This window comes from Trichocoleus sp. AS-A1 (genome assembly GCF_039962015.1).
GTDB lineage: Bacteria > Cyanobacteriota > Cyanobacteriia > Cyanobacteriales > FACHB-T130 > FACHB-T130.
The window spans coordinates 25,578-45,379 of the sequence record NZ_JAMPKG010000033.1 but is presented as its reverse complement, the minus strand read 5'-3'; the positions used below and the strand labels follow the sequence as shown (position 1 = coordinate 45,379).

Annotated in this window: 17 protein-coding genes and 2 CRISPR repeat arrays (1 of these 19 only partly in view); of the genes, 13 read left to right on the top strand and 4 right to left on the bottom strand. The window is 44.3% G+C overall.

What is annotated here, in order from left to right:
- Positions 1-397: direct repeats of the CRISPR family, unit length 35 nt; unit sequence TTCCCACTCGCTGGGAAATCAACTTGAATGGAAAC (it extends 1,245 nt beyond the left edge of the window).
- An 882-nt stretch (positions 398-1,279) separates the two neighbouring features.
- From NC994_RS21540 to NC994_RS21515, 6 genes are read left to right on the top strand one after another with little or no spacing between them, the layout of a single operon-like run.
- The gene (locus NC994_RS21540) at positions 1,280-3,007 is read left to right on the top strand and encodes a type III-B CRISPR-associated protein Cas10/Cmr2 (RefSeq protein WP_190433854.1); all 1,728 of its coding nucleotides are present in this window, start codon (positions 1,280-1,282) and stop codon (positions 3,005-3,007) included.
- Complete coding sequence (locus tag NC994_RS21535; RefSeq protein WP_190433851.1) at positions 2,986-4,116, top strand: type III-B CRISPR module-associated Cmr3 family protein; 1,131 nt, start codon at positions 2,986-2,988, stop codon at positions 4,114-4,116. Before NC994_RS21540 ends, NC994_RS21535 begins: the two co-directional genes overlap by 22 nt.
- Positions 4,092-4,928: an RAMP superfamily CRISPR-associated protein gene (locus NC994_RS21530; RefSeq protein ID WP_190433850.1), complete on the top strand. Its 837-nt coding sequence runs from the start codon at positions 4,092-4,094 to the stop codon at positions 4,926-4,928. Before NC994_RS21535 ends, NC994_RS21530 begins: the two co-directional genes overlap by 25 nt.
- Complete coding sequence (locus NC994_RS21525; RefSeq protein ID WP_190433848.1) at positions 4,928-5,350, top strand: hypothetical protein; 423 nt, start codon at positions 4,928-4,930, stop codon at positions 5,348-5,350. Before NC994_RS21530 ends, NC994_RS21525 begins: the two co-directional genes overlap by 1 nt.
- Complete coding sequence (locus NC994_RS21520) at positions 5,334-7,052, top strand: RAMP superfamily protein (protein WP_190433846.1); 1,719 nt, start codon at positions 5,334-5,336, stop codon at positions 7,050-7,052. Before NC994_RS21525 ends, NC994_RS21520 begins: the two co-directional genes overlap by 17 nt.
- Positions 7,053-7,054: 2 nt before the next feature.
- The gene (locus tag NC994_RS21515; protein WP_190433844.1) at positions 7,055-8,611 is read left to right on the top strand and encodes a hypothetical protein; all 1,557 of its coding nucleotides are present in this window, start codon (positions 7,055-7,057) and stop codon (positions 8,609-8,611) included.
- Positions 8,612-8,821: 210 nt separating this feature from the next.
- Positions 8,822-9,226: a CRISPR direct-repeat array (repeat unit 36 nt; unit sequence CTTCCCACTCGCTGGGAAAACAACTTGAATGGAAAC).
- 395 nt (positions 9,227-9,621) lie between these two features.
- On the opposite strand, the gene NC994_RS21510 is transcribed toward NC994_RS21515, so the two are convergent.
- From NC994_RS21510 to NC994_RS21495, 4 genes are all read right to left on the bottom strand, one after another.
- Complete coding sequence (locus NC994_RS21510; RefSeq protein WP_199299530.1) at positions 9,622-9,927, bottom strand: hypothetical protein; 306 nt, start codon at positions 9,925-9,927, stop codon at positions 9,622-9,624.
- A 254-nt stretch (positions 9,928-10,181) separates the two neighbouring features.
- A complete protein-coding gene (locus tag NC994_RS21505) occupies positions 10,182-11,048 on the bottom strand; it encodes a site-specific integrase (protein ID WP_190433842.1) in 867 nt (288 codons plus the stop codon).
- A gap of 228 nt (positions 11,049-11,276) precedes the next feature.
- The gene (locus NC994_RS21500) at positions 11,277-12,128 is read right to left on the bottom strand and encodes a site-specific integrase (RefSeq protein WP_190433840.1); all 852 of its coding nucleotides are present in this window, start codon (positions 12,126-12,128) and stop codon (positions 11,277-11,279) included.
- 549 nt (positions 12,129-12,677) lie between these two features.
- On the bottom strand, positions 12,678-14,492 hold the full coding sequence (locus tag NC994_RS21495; RefSeq protein WP_190433837.1) for a site-specific integrase: 1,815 nt from the start codon (positions 14,490-14,492) through the stop codon (positions 12,678-12,680).
- Between the two features lie 251 nt (positions 14,493-14,743).
- On the opposite strand from NC994_RS21495, the gene NC994_RS21490 reads away from it, so the two are divergent.
- The 7 genes from NC994_RS21490 to NC994_RS21460 all read left to right on the top strand — a co-directional run bounded on the left by NC994_RS21490 (position 14,744) and on the right by NC994_RS21460 (position 19,407).
- Positions 14,744-14,929, top strand: coding sequence for a hypothetical protein (locus NC994_RS21490; protein ID WP_348225609.1), 186 nt, complete (start codon positions 14,744-14,746; stop codon positions 14,927-14,929).
- Positions 14,930-15,294: 365 nt separating this feature from the next.
- Positions 15,295-15,885 carry a ParA family protein gene (locus tag NC994_RS21485; protein WP_190433835.1) on the top strand — a complete coding sequence of 197 codons (591 nt, stop codon included), beginning with the start codon at positions 15,295-15,297 and terminating at the stop codon, positions 15,883-15,885.
- Positions 15,882-16,130, top strand: a complete 249-nt coding sequence (locus NC994_RS21480) for a hypothetical protein (RefSeq protein ID WP_190433833.1) — start codon at positions 15,882-15,884, stop codon at positions 16,128-16,130. The genes NC994_RS21485 and NC994_RS21480 overlap by 4 nt, the downstream gene beginning before the upstream one ends.
- A gap of 351 nt (positions 16,131-16,481) precedes the next feature.
- Positions 16,482-16,757, top strand: coding sequence for a hypothetical protein (locus NC994_RS21475; RefSeq protein WP_190433831.1), 276 nt, complete (start codon positions 16,482-16,484; stop codon positions 16,755-16,757).
- A gap of 155 nt (positions 16,758-16,912) precedes the next feature.
- Positions 16,913-17,062 carry a CopG family transcriptional regulator gene (locus NC994_RS21470; RefSeq protein WP_190433829.1) on the top strand — a complete coding sequence of 50 codons (150 nt, stop codon included), beginning with the start codon at positions 16,913-16,915 and terminating at the stop codon, positions 17,060-17,062.
- A gap of 155 nt (positions 17,063-17,217) precedes the next feature.
- Positions 17,218-18,825, top strand: a complete 1,608-nt coding sequence (locus NC994_RS21465; RefSeq protein WP_190433828.1) for a helix-turn-helix transcriptional regulator — start codon at positions 17,218-17,220, stop codon at positions 18,823-18,825.
- A 423-nt stretch (positions 18,826-19,248) separates the two neighbouring features.
- Positions 19,249-19,407 (top strand): hypothetical protein, encoded by a 159-nt coding sequence (locus NC994_RS21460; protein WP_190433826.1) that lies wholly within the window; start codon positions 19,249-19,251, stop codon positions 19,405-19,407.
- Positions 19,408-19,802 lie beyond the last annotated feature (395 nt).

Here is a 19,802-nt window from a genome sequence, read left to right as displayed (position 1 = left end):
GCTGGGAAATCAACTTGAATGGAAACGCCTGGGTAGGCTGTCAACCTGTTACACATGTCAGCTTCCCACTCGCTGGGAAATCAACTTGAATGGAAACCCTTCCTCATAAGAGGAGCGGAAGAATGGTTCGTGTGTCTGCTTCTCACTCGTTGAGAAAACGAATTGAATGGAAACGAGTACGTTATGCCGTCCACCTCAAAGACGATGTTCGTCTTTCTCACTTGTTGAGAAAACGAATTGAATGGAAACGAACTACACTTCATATGGGGGTAAACTTGAGCAGGAATACTTTCCCACGTACTGGGAAAACAAATTGAATGGAAACAAACCAGTTTCCGCAATACCCTCTAGAGCGGTCATCTTTCCCACTCGCTGGGAAAACTATTTGAATGGAAACTATAAAGCCTGCCTAATTGAAGTGTTTTGCAAAGGATTAATTCTTCGCACTTAAAAAGAAGTAGTTAACCTGTTAAGGTTAACCAACTCTTGACAAAACCGAGAAGAAAAACTACTGTTGATTTGGGGACTGGCACCCTCTTAACGCGAGAGGCACAGTCCAGATAACCCAAATCAACAGGTAGTAAAAGCCTGTCTAATCGGAGTATTTTGTAAAGGTGTAAACCCGGAATGCTCCGAGTCCAAAAACTAAAGAAAAAAATCCAAAACAAATACACACCGCATTTGCTGTTAAGTAAACGCGGTGTATATTAATGTCTGAAAATGCCTGAAACTGGCGGGGTATTGCGAGGACTGTGGAAATGATGCGATTGCAAAGCACCGCTGCAAGCAGCAGTTCGCAAAAAATTCCAAATCAATTGGCGCAGTACTACTTAACTCAACCAACCCAAAAAAGTCCCCCGATGCTGTCGGGAGATAATCATTCATAGAGGACAGTTTTTCTTAAAGCGGGGCAGTGTTATTCGCTTTTAAGTCAAATGTCAAGTAAAAGCCGATATTTATCCCAGAACCCTGCAAAGTCCCTCAAGTTGAGTATTAATAAGCATTTAAGGCGTAATAAAAATTTTTCTTTCAATAGCTTGAGACTTCTAGCCTCCAGCTAAGACCTCTGGTTATAGTGTTTTTGAGACACAACAGAAGGACATAAATTCGTGTCAGAAGCATTTTGGCAAACACAACTCTGGGGATTGTGCCGCACTCCGGTATTGCAGATTCTAAGCAAATACAACCGATGTGGTGAAAAACCACATCTGATATGCAGGTAAAGCCGAACCTCTCACCTTGAGAAAACCTGTCACTACGCCGCAAATCCTGCTAACTCATGTCTGAATATACCGCCATCAGCTTTGCCCCCGTGCAGGCGTTTATTGAAAAGTCTCGTAAACTTCGAGACTTGTATGGAGCTTCGCTCATCTTATCTTTCTTAAGTTCTAAGCTTGTGCAAAAAGCAGAGTCTTTAGGACTAAAGGTGATTTCACCGGGATTGCCAACTATCCAAGAAGGAATGCCCAACCGAATTCTGATTGAAGGGAAATTTGATCGCAATGATGTAAAAAATACGCTTTTGAAGGAGTGGCAAACCATCTTACAAGTATGCCGAGAGTGGGTAGAAAACAACCTGGGTATCCCCAAAAACCAATATTATTGGTCGCAAACTGAAGACCAAATAGGCAAGCAAAAGGGCGAGTGGGAACGATGGGGAAGCTATACCTGGGAAATCTTTTGGGGGTATGGGGAGTCTGTTCAAGAGGCAATGGACGACTTGGAAACTCGCAAACTAAAGCGAGATTGGATTGCAATTAACTGGATAGGGGAAAGTTCAAGTTTAACTGGGACAGATGCGATCGCGTGGCATCACTTAGGGAAAGAGTCCAACCAACCAGGGCGAAGTCTGACAAAACTAGAACAAAATGAGCAAGAACTCTTTTATCGACGCTTGTCTTGGTTGCTAGATAACCCAGATTATCGGGTTGGAAAACCGAGTCTGTCTTTGCAACAGTTGAGAGAGTACGAACAATCTAAACCCGATGAAATTGGCAAATACATTGCGCCCAACGAACGCCTAAGTATTCCCGAACTGGTCAAGCGTTTAATTACCTATGACCAAATCGCCGATGACATTCAGATAGAAAAACTCAAAAAGAACAAGAATGACCCAGAGTTCAAAGATATCACTCGTGAGGCTGGATATTGGACAGGCTGGTTTATGGGCGATGGTGACAAGGTTGGAGATAAGCTCAAAGAACTTGCCAGCCGCCATGAAAATGATACAAATAAACGGGATAAAGACTTAAAAAAATTCACCCACTTAATGAGGGATTGGGGAAGAGAGTTTCAGGCAAAGCGAAATTTGTTACCTGAAGGGAAAGGACGGGTTATTTATGCAGGTGGTGATGATTTTTTAGGAGTCCTTTATAGTGAAGAAACCAAAAAGTTAGAAGAGCCAGAGAAAGTAAAACCCATAGAGGCTTTGAACTGGTTATTAACCCTAGAAAACCACTGGAAAGACCTGCAAAACACAATTCAGCAGCAACTCGACCTTAAATTTACCTATAGCGTGGGCTTTGTTTGGGCTGGGCATCAAGTGCCACAACGCGATATTTTACAACACTGCCGAGAAGCGGAAAAACGGGCGAAAAGTTTGGGACGTGATCGCGTAACCATTCGAGTGGTTTTTAATAGCGGTCAATACGTGCAGTGGACGTGCCCTTGGAATTACTTATCTATATTAAAAACTTATCGCGACCGCGGCGGTAGAAGCTGGGGACAAGACCCTAACTGGACTCATATTTACAACGATTGGGCGCAGTTAAAAACACGTCATGCGATTCGATTAAAAGAAATAGAAAAGGATGGGATTTCCGCCCAAGAGCAGATTGCCATTGCCCTATTCAACTTGTATTTCAACGATGCGGGAAAAACCTTCTCCCAGCAACGCCGATGGGGTGACATCGTCGGAGATAGCAATGACATCAATCGAGCAATTGTGAATTGGATTAACGATCTCATTCAAGTGGGGTGGCAGTTATGTCGAAATTCCAATATTTAATTACGATTAAGCCGTTGGGATTCATGTACGGCAGTGCTGGAGCCTTTTTATCTCCAGAGAATTTAGTAGGTAAATCGGGTGCTAAATTTCCTCCGGATACTGCCACGCTGGCGGGACTCTTTTTCAACGCCAATCGCGAACATCAATTTGCCGAGCGCACAGAACTGAGAAATCATCTAGTCATCTCTGGTCCGTTTTGGGCAAAACAAGACACGCCCAAACAATTTTTTGTGCCGATTCCTTGGCATAACGTCATTGCCGAAAAAGAGGATGATAAATGGGTTTTTGTGAAAAAGAAATCAAATTCACCAGAAGCAGTTGCGTCAGAATCCAATCAATGGTGTCTGGGTCAACATCGATGGGAACGTACCAACAAAGAGTTGAAACCTGAGTATAGTTGGCAATCGATTAATAGCTGGAATTTCCCCCCGAATGAACTCCGAGAACAGCAAGCGATCGCAAAAGCACCGTGGGATTTTGTCTCATTTCTACATCCCAGAATAAAAGCAGAAGAACGTCACGTCGTGGAAAAAGATGGACTGTTCTTAGAAAATGCGGTGCAATTTCACGAAGACTATTGTTTAGTGTATCTCTCTAACTATGAGTTACCCGATGGCTGGTATCGCTTTGGAGGGGAAGGTCATCTGGTGGAGGTTGAGAGTCACGATCTCTCAGAGAAACACAAAATTAATCGATTGTTGAGCCAAAAGATTCAGCACGCTTTTGCTCTGATTACACCGGGAGTTTGGGGGTCAAATAAATGCTCCTACCGTTACCCAAATCATTCGAGTTTTCCTCGGCAAGGACTCAAAATGCTGACGGACAAACCTATCTCTTACCGATATCGCCTCGGTCATTCCCAGCAAGAGATAGAAACAGTAGATGAGTCCTATGACCCTAGCAGAACTGGACGGCTGAGTCGAGGACGCTACGCCGTTCCAGCAGGCAGTGTTTACGTTTTCAAGCACCCCCTCAATCAAACTTGGTGGGAGTTTCCCGACGAATGGTTCCCCAAAGAAGGATTTCCCCTGAAACATTTGGGGTGTGGTTTGTGTTTACCCATTGATATTCAAGGATTACCGTCATGTACCACAGCGCCTACGGAGTAATTGAAGCCTTGGCACCTGTCCATGTTGGGGCAACTGCCGGGGAAGAAACGGGCAATCTCAACCTGATTTTTCGCGACCAATTTACCCAAACGGGCATGATTCCGGGTAGCTCGATCCGGGGACGCTTTCGGGCTGATATGCGAGGGGATAAACAGGGTGAAGAGCAAACTTGGTACGGGCATGAATCGGTGGATGGTCGCCCTGATGGCGGCACGACTGAAGCGCTAGTCAAATTTGAATATGCTTCTCTGCTTTGGTTGCCTGTATTTTGCCCTGGTCAACCTGTTGTTTTTGTCACCTGTCCCTTGCTGCTCAAGCGCTACAAACGGATTGCCAAAATTAACGCGGATGTACCCGACCCTTATACCGCAGCGGTGGGTTTAGAAGGTCGGCAGATGGCAGGAAGGGGCAAAATTCTCTTTTTTAATTTAGGGTTTATTGAACTGGAACATGAAGAGGATTTATCCGCTTGGATTCCGCCTGGAACCGATTTAGATAAGAACAAGCTGGTGGTAGTGGGTGATAACGATATTGCCATGCTGCATGATATGGCGCTGTATCGTCAAAGTCGCGTCAAGCTGCTCGATGAAATGAAAAAAGTGGATACCGATCGCGGTGCATTCTTCAATACTGAAGCTTTGCCAGAGGGAAGCGTTTTGGTGTTTCCAATCGCTTTGAAACGAAAAGGCTGGAAACCGTTTGGCGAACAAGAGAATTCATCAGACGTTTACTCTTCAGAGTTGTATTTCGGTGGTTTGGAGTCAATTGGTTTTGGTCGTTGTCGTGTTTCGTTAGCAGGAGAGTATCAGTAATGGGTTGGAAATCTTACGAACTTGACCGCATTGCTCAAAAGTTAGTGCTAGATGCACGAGAGCGCGATCCAAAATCCCTGAATCAGTCCTATAAAATGCGAATGGCAGTCGCTTATGGATTAGAGCGCTTCTGGGGCGAACATTTGCGACTCAAAGGCAGGGAAGAAACCAAGTCCAGATATTGGAAAGCCACCTGGGATGCCTTGCAAAAGGTAATGGGTCAAGCAGGTGTCACGATCCCTAACGACACTGTAAACCCTAACAAAGTGCAAGAGATTCAGGCAATGTCTGCAAAGCTGTGGCAATTGCCGATAGAAGACCAACGAGTAGCGATCACTGTCTTAACCCAACTGTGTGACTGCATTGTCTGGTGGACGCAACGGTACAAAACCGGGAGGCTAGCCGATGAAATCGATTCCTGATGCCTATAAAAAAGTGCCGATGATGTTTCGCGCCCAGGTCAGCGGACGCAGCCAACTGCATTATATTGATTCCAACAAGAAGAAAGCCGGTGAGAAGCAGGATGTTCAGTTTTGGGCTTCTGAATGGATTGAAAAAGCTGAATTTATTCCGGCTGACAAGGCACAAGATGTAGAAACACCAACTTACCAAACCAAAACTTACCAGATTAGTTGGCGGTTTGTGACCAATGGCGGACAGGACGACGGCATGATTCGTCCTGTGATTGGTGCCAAAGGTATTCCCTTTTATCCCGGCAGCAGTATGAAAGGGGCATTTCGAGGTGCCTGCAAACGGGCTGAAAAAGCAGGAGAACTTCAATACGGTACTTGCAACGATTACTGCGGGGATGAGTCTGAGATTACACCCGGACGGCTGCGGTTTGAGGGCGCTTATCCGATTAATGATTGGACGCAAGGTTTAGTCGATTTGGTGCATCCCCAGCAAGGATGGCAAGTTAAAAACCAGCAAACAAATTCAAGGACAAGTGGTGAAAGTGCTTATGCCCTAGTGTCCCTCGATCGACCGACCTTGCGATTTGGTATCTCCAGTATTAAACCGTTGTCACCCGAACAATGGCAAGAAGTTTGGCGAGTTTGGAAAAATGCGATCGCATTTGGACTGGGGACGCGAGTTTGTGCAGGTTACGGACAAGCTGAGGCAGCCCAACACTCAGTCCTCTATCAGGTGCGCTTAAAAGGACAAGGACAAGCGGCTAAGTTAATTGATGATACAGGAGAGTTTCGCCCGAATATTTTCCGTGCCAGTCTGCGGGGTCATGCCTTACGGATTTTTGGCGGCTTAACAGATGCAGACACAGCAGAGCAATTAGTTGAAGAATTGTTTGGTGGCGTTAAAGGAACGGGAACCGTTGGACTGTTGGGATTAGGGTTTCAAACGACCGATTTAAAGTTAGGAACTTTCGGTCAAAATGGCTACGAACAACCCACTTATAACGTAGAAGGCGATGTGATTTGGTCATTAACGCGCCCCTTACCGGATGAGGAGAAAACTGCATTGCAGAACCTCGTGACTGACTTGATGTGGTTTGCAATGGTTCTAGGGGGATTTGGCAAGTCGTGGCGACGTGCCGACCACCGATTATTTTACGACAACGAAGACTATCAAAAGTTAATTGGTTGTCATTGGCAGTGGGCGCAAAAGCCGGATAAATCTCACGCCCTTCGGGTTTGGAATCCTAAAAAAGTAGGTGGATTTATTGATTCGGTGCTGGAAACAGCAAAGGTCTGGATGCAGTTGCGAGGTAAAACACCTACTCCCACTCGTCATGCAGATTGGCGAGAGGCATGGCATCCGTCTCGCGTTCAGGTGTGGGGGCGAATTGCTCAAACACGAGATGAATGTGCTGCTATCTCTTGGTTACACGAACCCTATCAAAGGGGAATTTCCAGAGGCGATCGCAATAAAAGTATTAAGGCGACATCGCTTACTGGAAAAATCGGTCAAATTGGTCGTCTCTGGCATCGGATGTATCCGCCCAAGGTGCTAGTGGTCAAACAAGAGGGCAAGCCGCAGGTAAAGCCAACGAATCGCTTTATTGAGCTATTAACGATTTTTCCCGATGATTCGCAAGAGTCAACGGACTTTTTGGAGTTTCTCAACAACCAGCCGGATGGATTTGAACTCCTTTGGGGAGAACAGTAGTCATGAATCTTTGGATTGTCACGATTGGTAGTAGTGATGTACAACTCGATAGCGACAACAAGTGTCGTGAAAAAAACCGTACTGAGAAACAAAGAAGCAATAAGATTTGGCATTACTGGTATGACGATGAGGTTCAAGCAGATTGCCATGACATCGCTTTTGAACCCAAACAATCCTACAAAGACAAAGATGAGCCGTACCGGATTGAAGCAAGGGCTTTGGGTATGGTTTATGAGGCAAGTTCTCCAGATGTTCAAAAGGAGATTTTGTCCTATTTAACCTATCCCCTATTGGATAACTTTGTAGAAAAGTTAAAGTTAGAGGAGTCTTCTCCCAATGCGATCGCAGTTCTGTTAACCGACCAATCTAAGATTTTCCACAGTGACGCCGAAAGACGGAAACCCAAATGTCCTTCCTGGCAAGATACCTGCACTCTCAAGCCGATTTTGAAGCAGTACTTTCAAGATAAATTTCCTAATGCAAACTGTGTATGGATTACCCTATCTCCAGTCTCTGACGAAAAGGGACTCGATGACTGGAATTCTGTTCTCGACTTAGTTCGTACCAATCTACGCGATCAACTTGAGAGCGAACAAATCGAGGTAAATGCCAGTGATAAAGTTTATGTCAGTCATCAAGCTGGTACTCCAGCTATTTCATCGGCTGTACAGTTTGTCAGTTTGGCACAATTTAGAACGAATGTAGAGTTTCTAGTTAGTAATGAATATAACCAACTGACGGATAAAATTTTATCACCCACTTATTTAGGTGCGATTCAACAGCAAGAGGCAAAAGCACTGCTAGCTCGTCATGACTATTCAGGGGTTCGGGATATTTTAGGACTGACAGGGACAACTCCAAGTAATCCTGAACAAAAACGCCTTAAATCTTTACTTGATGCAGGGGAACAGTGGAATTTTGCTGAATTTCAAAAATTTAAGAAAATTTTAGTTGAGCGGAAATTATTACTTGTCACTAATTTTCCTTGGTATCAGTCGGGATTTGAATCAATATATCTAGCTTGGGTTCGCTTGGAACAAGGTAGCACAGTTGATGCCTTATTCCATAGCTTTCGTGCCGCTGAAGGCTCGATTATTAAATGGGTGGAAAAGCGTTATAGTTCTCACATCGTTAAAGATCCAAGATATGGGCTTCAAATTAAGCTTTCCGTTTGTCAAAAATTACCAAACTACTTTAAGGCACTCTCTGAGCCAAATCAGACAAAATTCCAAAAATGGGGGCAGATAGGTCTATATGGCGATCCAATTTATGAATTACTCAAACAAGCGCGACCTGATTGGGAAGACCATCCAGACATAAAAATAGTTTGGGAATCTGCTAAAAAAGAACGCAATAATTGCTTTCATAAAATAGAAGGTTTACAAGAATCCGAGGTTTTTGAAGCTTGGGAGACTAAAACTAAAGATGAGTGGAAGCAGCGAATTCTGGGCTGTCTCAACTTTATTGCTAAAGAAGATTTACCCCAAGAGTTTAGATTGCTTGAAGATGCCAGCCTCATGTTTCAAGTACACGAGGAATTGGAAAACGCGATCGCGTAAAAAGATGTACTAATCTTGGCGATAAGTCAACCAACTAACCATTGGAAACTGTACTAGAAAAGTGTCCAATGAAGCGCTCGATGCATCTCGACAAATCGCCGAAATTCTATTTTTTCCGTTGAAATGCTGGGAGGAAATGGTAATATTTTCTCCAGATGCGTTAATTTTTCGCCTAAAATCCTTACAGGGTAGGGGCTACACGGGCGTACTCTTCCCACTCTCTGGGAAAACAACTTGAATGGAAACACCCCGTTGTTCCCTTCCACAAGCGTTTCTGAAGTGCTTCCCACTCGCTGGGAAAACAACTTGAATGGAAACGTGTAAACAGTGCGGCAGTAGGCACCGTTTACGGCTTCCCACTCGCTGGGAAAACAACTTGAATGGAAACTCCTACTTGTTCCAAATAGGAGGAATTGGAGGAGGTGCTTCCCACTCGCTGGGAAACAAACTTGAATAAAAACGCTTATTGCCATCCTCTGGAAGTGTTAATAAGCGTATATACAACTCCCCACTCGCTGGTAAATCAACTTGAATGGAAACTGATCGCAAAAGCCAAGAGCACCTGCAAGCTTGTCTTCTCTTCCCACTCGCTGGTAAATCAACTTGAATGGAAACTGACGGGTATCTATGCGGTACTTTGTCCAGTTAGTTGTAGACTTCTCACTCGCCGGGAAGGCTAATTGAATAGACCAAATGAATCCCCTGGCACTACCGACGATAGCGATCACGCTTTCGGACGGCAGTAGCGATCGCGGCTTGCTAGCGGTCAGAGATCATGGGGAGATTGCTTCCAACGCCAAGGATTGAATTTGCCTTTGCACCTCCTCTGGCATCAACCCGACCACTAAACTGAGCGATTTAGCTTTAGACTCTAGGGGCGTTGCCATCAAGAGCGCTTCAAATGTCTTTCAACCAAACATCTTCCTTAGGTCTATCAGCTGCCGAAGGTTCCAACCATTGCCTTAGAAAAGAACTTTCAATTTTCTTCTGCCTGGAGTAATGAAGCAGCGCTAGTCGAGACTGCTTTGTAAGACACTAATTAATTCCTCCAATCGTAGGACTTTATGCCCAGAATGTTTATAAATACGGAGTTGTGATAAAGCTAGCTGTTCTTTTTTGGTTTGCCGACTAACATTCATTGACTTCCGGTCAATTACAAGGGTATCCTCAACTCCCTGGTCTAGATTTTCAGCAATTTCCAACAGCGTTTCAGCGAAAACTTCCGGCACTCGGATTGTAATTGTCGGCTGATTTTTCCACCGTGAGGGACGGCCCCCACCCGCTCTTGCACCACCCCGACCAGAACTAACCATCATTAACCCCTTCAAGTTTTGTTACTAAATTGACGGAATATCAAACTGTGTAGCTGCTGTTACAAAACCAGTTGCTTTTGTTCAAAAGCTTTTTTAACTGTAAGCTATGCTTTTCTGGATTTGACACAAAATTATTAAAATATCCTTAAAAATACCTCTAAAATTGAAATCCTTATAGGACAAGCGTTTCAGCTTGGTGTTCCTAGAAATCCCCTTATAGCTGGTCATTGACAATCAGTTTTATTTGTGATATTGAGTTACCCCAAAACATGAATGGCGGCCCGTGTTTGGTCGGGAGACACTTCCAGGTATCTCTGCAAAGCTCCTAAATCTCTATGTCCGCTGATTTCTTGTAGGACCCGAAGGATGACTCCTTCGCGGTGCATCATAGTGAGCGATGTCCGCCGACAACTGTGAGAGGAAGCCCCAGAAATGTCCAGTTTGTCAAAAGCCATCTCAAAAATGTTGATAGCCTTTCTGAGGCTAAGACATCCCTTCCCTTGCCATCCTGGAAACAAAAATGGATTGTTGGGTTCGGCGAATAAAAATCCGTAATTTAGTGTGCTAATTACTCCTAAAGGGTCATACTCTATGGTTGGCGGAATGTTGGCATCAAGTTGACATTTGATGAGTTTTGATTCATGAAAATAATGGTCGCAATTTTTACAGAGGTAAACTTGCTCTTTATCTCTATACCAGCCTTGCTTACTAAAATGCTTAGCTTCGCAAACCGGACATTGAAGTAGATTGTTCAAAACCAGCTTTCCTTCTGAATTTAAGTTCCTATGGCTCCATCTTCCAAATAATTCTCGCAGCCAGAGTAATTTTAAAGAATCTTGGCGATACTGTTGGAGAATCTCTTTAAGATGAGGGTGGGTAGGAATTGTCCGAGTTGCTTGTTTTCCTTTGGTATTCGCTTTACGAATGATCATGTCATCTCGCACGATTTCTTGATGAAAAGCGTCAACGAAATGCATTTGTCGGGCTTCGGAAACTCGACAAGCTGTATAAAAGCAGGTGGCAAATAAAGCTTTATCTCTCGCTAATCTAAACCCTTGCTCAAATAGCTGTTTAATTTCTCTATTGCTGAGAACTTTAGCTTGACCATTTCTGTCAATCAACATGAGTTTAGGACTCCTTTATTCCTAAAAAAATTTGGGGCAGTTTTACAGGGGGTTCAATGGTAAAATTACTTCATTGAACCTGTTGAATTTCTCGAGAACTGAGAACTTTGGCTTGACCATTTCTGTCAATCAACATGAGTTTATGATTCCTTGATTCCTAAAAAAGTTTGGGGCAGTTTTACAGAGGTTTCAAGGATACAATTACTTCATTTAACCCAAACACTCAGGTTAAGGTAAAAGAAACACAGCCTGTTCAACTTCTTCTCTAGAAACTTCTAGATATTTTTGGAGGTTGTAGAGCCGGGTATGCCCAGAAATATTTTGAGTCACTCTGATAGGCACCCCAGCTTTATGCATCTCTGTTAGTGCTGTCCGTCGCCAACTATGAGTAGAAGCTCCCACTACATTCACTCGCTTACAACCATTCTTGAAGATGCCACTAGCTGTGTTCAAAGCGAGACACCCTTTTCCTCTTGCGCCAGGGAATAAATAAGGGTTGTTGGGATGCATGAAAAGAAAACCGTAACTCATTGAGTTATAAACTCCCAAACGAATTATGGTATCTCTCAATTCAGGATGATCCACAAAAGCTGTTTTTGTTTGAAAGCGATATAAACAGCTTTTACATTTATACATTTGTTTATCCCGACCCATCCCAGCAGTTGTAATATCGTAGCTGGCGCATTTTGGGCAAATAATTCTCTGTTCGCTGTCAAAAACTTGACCACAATGCAAGCTCTTGCAATCCCATTGTCCGATAATCTGTAGAATCTTTATAAGTTCTATAGAGTCTTGGATGTATTTTTCTAAAGATGGGATTAGCTTCGGATGAGTGGGAATGCAGCGAGTAGCCTGTTTGCCTTTAGTGATGCATTTCCTAATCACGATAGTCTCTCGAACTTTATCCCCATCAAAAATATCTGTGTACCGAGCTTGTCGTGCTTCTGAAATCCGACAAGCTGTGTAATAACAAAGTTCATTCAGAGCGCGGTCTCTTTGAGAGAGAAAACCTTGAGTCAGCAAAAGTTCTCTTTCTTGTGGGGTAAGAATTTTTGCTTGTCCATTTCTATTTACTTTCATTGTTATCATCCCAACTATAGATTGAATAGAGTTGTGAATTAGGGAGTAAACCTTTAACTAGAACTTTCCGAAACACAGCTTTTTGTTCAACACGCACTAGAAAATTAATGACCAACCATAAGAGTTAGTCACTCGGGAACATCTTCCCCAGTTGCGATGAAATCCTAAAAAGGCTCACTCAAATAGTATAAAGCAAATCCTAAAAACTTACACTAAAATTTTTAGCGGAGGAATGAGGGATTTTAACCGAGAGAGTGGGGCAGTTAGACTTAGCTAATGGGATTTAGACAAAAACCGAAGCAAAAATAGCTTAAAACCTGAACAGAGAAGGACTTTCAGCCCGAATATGCAGAAATCTTATATTCACAAGGGTTTCAGGCGTTTTTAGGTCATCAACCTTTTTTTCTTGTCCAGAAAGCTTTTCAGCCCCTTTAGAGTCTTGAAATTTGTTTAAGTTCCGTTAACCCAGAGAGTGGGGCGGTTAGACTTGAGCTAACGACGTGTCTGTGCAAGTCATTCCTCATTGAATGCAGGAATGACTTGCACAGTTTAAGGCTCTGAAAAATCTTCAGGGGAGTCTTCTGGCTCCGACTGTTCAGCAAGCTGAAACTGTTCAATGATGTGTTTAGTGGAGCCGATATTAGTATCAGTCTGTTCTGGAGATGTTAACGCTCCCAGTAACGGGTCAGGCTGATTAATTGAGTGCTTGGGCGGTGGTGTCAACGCTCCCAGTAACGGGTCAGGCTGATTAATTGAGTGCTTGGGCGGTGGTGTCAACGCTCCCAGTAACGGGTCAGGTTGATTAATTGAGTGCTTGGGCGATCGCCCAAGTTGAGCAATCTGTGCCGCCGGACTGTCATATCTCTGGGGAGATGGCGACCATTGAGGAATTTGTCCCTGGCTGACCCTAGTCGCGTAATCTGGTGTTGAACATCCGATTTGTTCTAAGTAAGCGAGAGCTGTGTGTCGAAAAGTTCGCGGTGTGACTTGCTTGGGAGTACCAAACAATACTGAGGTAGCTTTGTAGATGGCTGTGGAAACCAGCTCAGAAATGTCGCGGGTACTAAGGGGTTGGCCTAGGGTTTCGGGTGTGCGATTAGAACCAAGCCGTACAAAGACTAAATTATGATCGGTGGGAATCTTGTCACGCCACTGCTGCTTCCAGGTATCCAATTCTTGAGCGAGATGCTTAGGCAATCGAAACTCGCGGGAGGCTAAAGTTTTTCTCCCCCTTTCCGACTTCAGGTCAGATTGAACCCGGTAGCCGTTTTTTTCACGAACTAGCGTGCGCTGCCACTCCAACTGAGAAATTTCTGTTTGGCGAATCGGCGAATAAACTAGAAGAGCAGTAATCAGGTAACGTTGCCAGGATTTCAAGATTGCTGCTTCTGAGCGTGGTGCTCCTGACTGATGCCGTGGTGCACAGCACTGGCGTAAATACTCAACAATCTGCTCCCCTTCTTCCAGGGTTAGCTCTGCTTTGCCCTGGTTCTGTTGTGAGGACTCTTGTTCGTAATTAGTTCTGAGGGTATGTAGGTAATCCTGTAGCGCTTTAACGGCAGGAATTTCTGAGTTGGGCTGCTTCTGGGAGTTCAGCCATTTAGCAACAGATAGAGATGCCTGAACCATATTGAGCGCCCAGCCGTAGCTGTTGCCCTTTTGCTCAAGGCCCCAGTTGATGAAAACTTGGAGCTGCTCTAGCTCGGACACTTGCTCAATTGCGAGCCGTTCGCAAGAGTATCCCTGAATATTGTGCAGCCATCCCAAAATGCAGAGAAGATTACTTCTATAAGTTTCAAAGGTGTCGAGCGCGATCGCTTTTCCTTTTCTTCCCCGTACTCGAGATTTAGTCCAGAAGTCGCCGAGTTGTTCGAGCTGCTGCTCTAGCTTATGGGTAAGCTCTTCCTCTTTGAGGGCATAGGGTTCTACCTGACGCGGTCTTGCTTTCTGCTGTGTTTTGGACAACATTTGACCGCTGTACATCTGAGGTGCATACTCCCCGATCCGACTACTTGGGGTAGGGTCATCGCCAGCTTGCGTGTACGTCCAGCTCAAAAATCTCTGCAAAGCTGAGCGGTAGTTGTTGAGGGTTCCACGGGAAACTTTTTGCGCTTTTGAATGCAGATTTGAGCCAGTATCCAGGGTTTCTAGGAGTTGTCTTGCGTTTCCTAAAAACTGTGACAGCGGAATTTTTGCCAGACACTCATCTAAATGACTTCGTAGTTCAGCTTCCGCAAACCCATAGTTTGGCAAAATATACCGTCTCAAAGCTGTCTGAAGATTACTGACGAGTCGGGGGTTAGCCTGAGCTGCCTTAGTCTTGGTAAATTGCTCTAATGCTTCACTGACTGTCTTTGGTTGCATGGTTGCCTAATCCCAGCTACTGCCCCAACGGCTTGCATATCGCTTTCGTGTTGAGTTTACCGCCATTATGTGTGGCAGCAGTCAGCTCGCGGCTTTTTGCTCCTCTGGAAAGGGTAGTTACTGCCTTCTTATACTATCTCAGGAGCAATTTGTGAAGTGGTTGAAACTGTTTCTGGTTCGTTTATTTCACACCTTTGATTGTGGAATTTGGGATACCACAAGTTTAAATAGGAAGGCTTATATAAAGTTTTGTGACTAATCGTTACTCCGAAAAGTTGCTTAGTTGTGGCAATAAGGACTTTAGCTCTTGCTGTGGCAGCGGTGGGAAACAACGAAATAGAAAGCAGCTAGATGACCCCAGTAAGCTTTCTAGTCTTCTGTCTGAGCATATTTCAGAAGGCTTTGACGAGGAAGGTGCCCGGTTTGAGACTGGATGAAAAAGGGTTCATCTTTAAGAAGTGGTTTAAGGTTCAGAGTCAAGCGTCTTGAAGTGCGAATTGAAGCGATCACACGGCAGCTATCTTGCCGTGTGATCGCTTCCTGCTGAGACCTGAGACAGTTATGAGCAGATAAACATCTAAACATTCAAGTGTTTTTAACATCTAAGTTTTTAAACATTCAAACATTTAGGTGCTTGAATGCTTTGAACTGCGATAGAATCTCTCCATCAGGACTCATCGCCGCATTCCATGATTGTGACAGTGGGTCTAAGCTTTTAAACATTCAAGCATTTAAGCATCTAAATGCTTAAATGCTTTGAACTGCGATAGAATCTCTCCATCAGGACTCATTGCCGCATCCCATGATTGTGACAGTCGCTTCATTTAAAGGAGGGGTGGGGAAAACAACCACGGCCTTACATTTGGCTGCCTACCTCCAACAGCATGCTCCAACTCTTGTAGTAGACGGGGATCTTAACCGCAGTGCTAGTGAGTGGGCTAGTCAAGAGAAATTGCCGTTTAAGGTTGTGGATGAAAAGCAGGCAATCCGCTTTGCCAAACAGTACGAACATATTGTGATTGATACACCCGCCCGACCTGCTCCAGAGGAACTCAAAACCTTGGCTGAGGGCTGCGACCTCCTGGTCTTGCCCACTTCGCCTGATGCGCTGGCTCTCAGTGCCATGCTGCAAATGGTGGCGGCGCTGCATGCCCTTACTTCTAACTACCGAATTTTGCTAACTCTGATTCCTCCTCATCCCAGCAAAGTGGGAGCAGAAGCAAGAGCCACGATTGAAAATGCCTCTCTGCCTATCTTTAAGTCGGAAATTCGACGGCTAGCAGTATTCCAACGCGCTGTCTTAGAAGGGGTTCCAGTGTGTGATGTTAAAGACCCCTATGCTAAAAATGCTTGGCGCTGCTATACCGCTGTTGGGGAGGAGATACTGCCATGAGCCGTTTTGACGAGCTATTCAATGCCGCTAAAAAAGTACCTGCGCCTGAGACCGAGCAGACCAAAAGTACCAAACTATCTAAAAGTAAAGACCCCAACTATATCCGCACGACTGTTTACCTTCCCAAGGAATTACATCGGCAACTGAAGTCTGTCGCGGTGTCGGATGAGCAGGAGATGAGCCAGATTGTTGAAGAATCTCTTGCCCAGTATTTGAAATCCCGATCGACTCATCTAGATGTTTAAATTCTTGTGCGCTCCCGCCACTACGTCCTGATAGCGGCGATCGTAGCTACCAGCGCCTATTTTTCTGCCTCATCTCCCCGAAACAGCTATTGAGCCAATTGGTATATTAATGTTCTACTAGCTGGATTTCGGACTTTTCCTGGTGAGTCAGTAGTAGTGAGAGCGCTACAGATAGGCTATAGGCAAATTTGGGGAAGCAAGCACGGAACAAACATATCTCCTTTGAAGGCAGATAGCTCAGTTCTGAGCGGTCATTAGACTTCTTGCACGAGTCAGGTAGGAGATGGCTTTCATTAGATCAGAGTGAGGAATCACCCATGACCTACGAACACCTCAAAGACCTAAAGCATAGTGCCTTCAAGCGACGAAGTGGCATTAATGAATCCAGCAATGATTGACCCACTAGCTCTCCCCTCACTACTACTGCTTGAACATCGTCATCTACCCAAGTGTCCAGCTATTTACTTTGCTCTGAAAGGCAGTAAAGTTCTATCGCTCTTGTGTCACTTTCGGGAAATTCGACGAGTTTACGTTGTATCAGCCCACGAAAAATCAAGGTTTCATCCCAGTTTGACAGAAAAGCGCTATACATTGGCAGAGCTAACAATCTCTATTGTCGCTGGCTAGCTCATCATCGTTGGAATCAATTTCAAAGTCTAATAATTACTGAAAACATTCAGATAGCATGGCTGGAGTGCGATGACACCAACTTACTACCGAAGATTGAGAAGGCGTTGATTAGGTATTTTTAGCCACGCATTAACGGCGCTAAAAATCGCCTAATGCGTCGAAATTCCAATGCCTCATATGTTTGTACATACATAACCCATGAACTGAAAAAAGAGCTGGAAGAATGGCCAAATGAGGAAAAACGCTCTATGTCTTGGCTTGTTGCCAAATTGATTGAGGAAGCGCTTCTTAGGCGTCGGTAACAGAAGCGCCAACAATCGTCGAGACAAAGTGAAAAGTAGCGATGCCTGTGACCCGAACTACGCACTCCTGGCCCAACCTAGGCAGAACGTAAGCAGGTTTTCAAAAGAACTGTCCAGCACAAATTAGATGTAGTTTAGTAAAAAACTGGATATAAATGTTAAAAAGCAGACGCACTCAAATTAAAAACTCTGCTAAACAACTCCAACAAGAAAGCGAGTTGCAATCTCCAGCTTTATTAGAACTAGCTAGAATTCTTTACGCTCGTTTAAACGAGCAAGGATTTGAATTTCCCAATGAAATAAAAAAAAGCTATCCAGAATTAGAAAAGTTTTTAACCACTAAGCTAGCAACATTCGCCGCCGAAGCCTTGCTGGAGCAGATTAATTTTAAAGACTTACCTGTAGAGGATATAACTGCTCTACTAGGACTTGAAAAAAACCCGACACCCGTCACAGAACCCAAGCTTTCACCCTTAGAAGAGATTCCTTCCTCATCTCCCTTTAGAGTAGGAGTAGAATCTTGCTACCGAATTGATAAATGGAAAAATAGCCCTGACAACTGGGGAGTTTTTGAATCTCCTTGCAAAAATAAACCTAGCAATAGTGTAGAAGTTTATATATCAGGGGGAAATGATGGCGAAATATTAGCGCTTGAAGCTGCCCGACAAATCATCGATCTAATTGGCATTGATGCAGCAAAACTTCAGTTAGTTTTTGCTTCGCATCTACTTAATCAGCCTAATCCTTGTCTTGCTAAGTTTTCCCTGAAAGGAACCGAAGTTATCAAACAAATAGGCTGGGATAAAAAACATCGGTTAACCCTTTCTGAAAAGCTAGCTCAACTTGCCAGCATTTCCTTCCATTTAGGAAGAATGCTGATGAGCTGTACGTGGGTTGAAGGAAAGCCCAAAGGCAATAAAGTTAATGCCAGTGTTAGCGTCTCTCCTCTGTGGGTTGTTAAGACAGATGTGATAGGGCAAAAAAACTTACTGACAGGGAAAGTAGAGCAGCCTGATGAGGTTTATATCACTGTCAGCCCTGGCCCTTGGGTTGATAGCTGGTTAAACCGGGTTGGAGCAAGAGCTGGTACGGCGTTATGTCAGTTTGGCTGGCTAGCTACGAACATCTTGAAAATTGACCCCTACCACGATGAACTTGCCCTCAAACTGGCAATTCATCTGACTATGTTAAGCCGGATCAAGGCTAGGGATATAAAACCCTACGAATATAAAGTGGGGGATCTTTTAGAGGCGGTAGAACTGGAATCCCGAATTAATGCAGCTCGTCTTGACAAATACAAAGCCCGCGATTTAAAGAATGACTGGAATAATGCCGTGAGCCTGTTGATGAGTCTGGGTTGGCGGGTCATGTTTGACGATGCCACCTACCCAGAATGGTTAAGGCCCAATAGCAAAGTTGAAAAACCCTCTGGCTGGAAAGACAAGAAAATCATTGATTGGTTGTGGAAAGCCAAGTTGACGATTAAACCACCAGAACCAATTCCAGCCCTGCTAGCAAGCAAGAGAGAACCATTACAACTGAAGCCAGTTGCATCCAAGTCAGAACCTATCTTGACAGGGGCTGATATCCGCAAGCAAAGGGAAGCCAAAGGAGTAAGCCAAACAGCCCTGGCTGAGTGGGCGGGTAAAACTAAAGCTTGGCTGTGCATGGTGGAGAAGGGCAAACGAAAGATAGATCCGAAAGAGGCAAAAGAGCTTTGGGTAGGTATTGACTTTTTGGCGAATAAGTCAGCCCAACCATGAATTTACCTTCCTGCAATACAATTTTGGATTTAGGTTTGTAAAACCTAAGCCCCAAGGTAATTCGGGTTTTGAATCAGGTAGGTTACGCCCCCATAGGGTGTTAACACCCTATGGGATAAATGGTTAACAGCTTTGTTAACTAAAAAAACTTGCTAAAAATAGCTTCAAATCTTTGTGGGGCAATAACTTCAGCGGTTAACAAAAAATGCCCCATCTCATCACCAAAACGCCCCATCTCATCACCAAAACGCCCCATCTCATCACCACGTATTTTTGAAACCCTTATTCTGTAAAGGTTTCAGCCTTTGTTTACATCCCGATCAGTTTGAGTAGTTTGATGAGAGTACAGCCCTCCTTGAATCCGAGCTGGCATAATTGTGGAAAGAAAAAAATAACGCTGCATCGCAAAAAGAGTCGCTACCAATGGCAAGGTACAAAAACCGTCAAAAATCAGCCGATGGCAAGGCTAAACAGTGGCAAATGACGACTTGGGGAAACCCAAGAAGCCAGCTAACTCTTGACGTGGCACTTAGCCCCTTGCTAGTCAAGGTGCTGGAAAATGCTCTAACTCAAAAGCATTAGGCGATCGCTTAGTTGCCCTAAAGTAAAAACACACCTATTTAGAGGATTGTTTATGAGGTTACGAAAAAAGCAGCCATAGTCAAAACCCTAAAACAACACCCCCACTCAAACGAGTAGGGGTATCGTGCAGACCAGTTGGTCTGTGGTCATCTTAATAAACGATAAACGGAGCAAAGTCGCTCAGACAGTCCAATTAGGGAACGCTTTTTATCTTGGCGGATGAACTCGTTCTCTATCGCACTGGCTGAAACGCAGTTTTAACGGTCTTCGATGCCTTGTAGCTATAAATTGGCATTTGTAGCTACAGATGGCAGCTAGATACCATCTAGCTTATCTCGAAATCCAAAGTCAGCGCAACTACGCACGCGCCACCAAAAACCGCACGACTTTGACTC

Coding starts and splice junctions, on each gene's coding strand:
- NC994_RS21540 (WP_190433854.1), top strand. CDS start 1,280: ATGTCTGAATATACCGCCATCAGCTTTGCCCCCGTGCAGGCGTTTATT.
- NC994_RS21535 (WP_190433851.1), top strand. CDS start 2,986: ATGTCGAAATTCCAATATTTAATTACGATTAAGCCGTTGGGATTCATG.
- NC994_RS21530 (WP_190433850.1), top strand. CDS start 4,092: ATGTACCACAGCGCCTACGGAGTAATTGAAGCCTTGGCACCTGTCCAT.
- NC994_RS21525 (WP_190433848.1), top strand. CDS start 4,928: ATGGGTTGGAAATCTTACGAACTTGACCGCATTGCTCAAAAGTTAGTG.
- NC994_RS21520 (WP_190433846.1), top strand. CDS start 5,334: ATGAAATCGATTCCTGATGCCTATAAAAAAGTGCCGATGATGTTTCGC.
- NC994_RS21515 (WP_190433844.1), top strand. CDS start 7,055: ATGAATCTTTGGATTGTCACGATTGGTAGTAGTGATGTACAACTCGAT.
- NC994_RS21510 (WP_199299530.1), bottom strand. CDS start 9,927: ATGATGGTTAGTTCTGGTCGGGGTGGTGCAAGAGCGGGTGGGGGCCGT.
- NC994_RS21505 (WP_190433842.1), bottom strand. CDS start 11,048: ATGTTGATTGACAGAAATGGTCAAGCTAAAGTTCTCAGCAATAGAGAA.
- NC994_RS21500 (WP_190433840.1), bottom strand. CDS start 12,128: ATGAAAGTAAATAGAAATGGACAAGCAAAAATTCTTACCCCACAAGAA.
- NC994_RS21495 (WP_190433837.1), bottom strand. CDS start 14,492: ATGCAACCAAAGACAGTCAGTGAAGCATTAGAGCAATTTACCAAGACT.
- NC994_RS21485 (WP_190433835.1), top strand. CDS start 15,295: ATGATTGTGACAGTCGCTTCATTTAAAGGAGGGGTGGGGAAAACAACC.
- NC994_RS21480 (WP_190433833.1), top strand. CDS start 15,882: ATGAGCCGTTTTGACGAGCTATTCAATGCCGCTAAAAAAGTACCTGCG.
- NC994_RS21470 (WP_190433829.1), top strand. CDS start 16,913: ATGCGTCGAAATTCCAATGCCTCATATGTTTGTACATACATAACCCAT.
- NC994_RS21465 (WP_190433828.1), top strand. CDS start 17,218: ATGTTAAAAAGCAGACGCACTCAAATTAAAAACTCTGCTAAACAACTC.
- NC994_RS21460 (WP_190433826.1), top strand. CDS start 19,249: ATGGCAAGGTACAAAAACCGTCAAAAATCAGCCGATGGCAAGGCTAAA.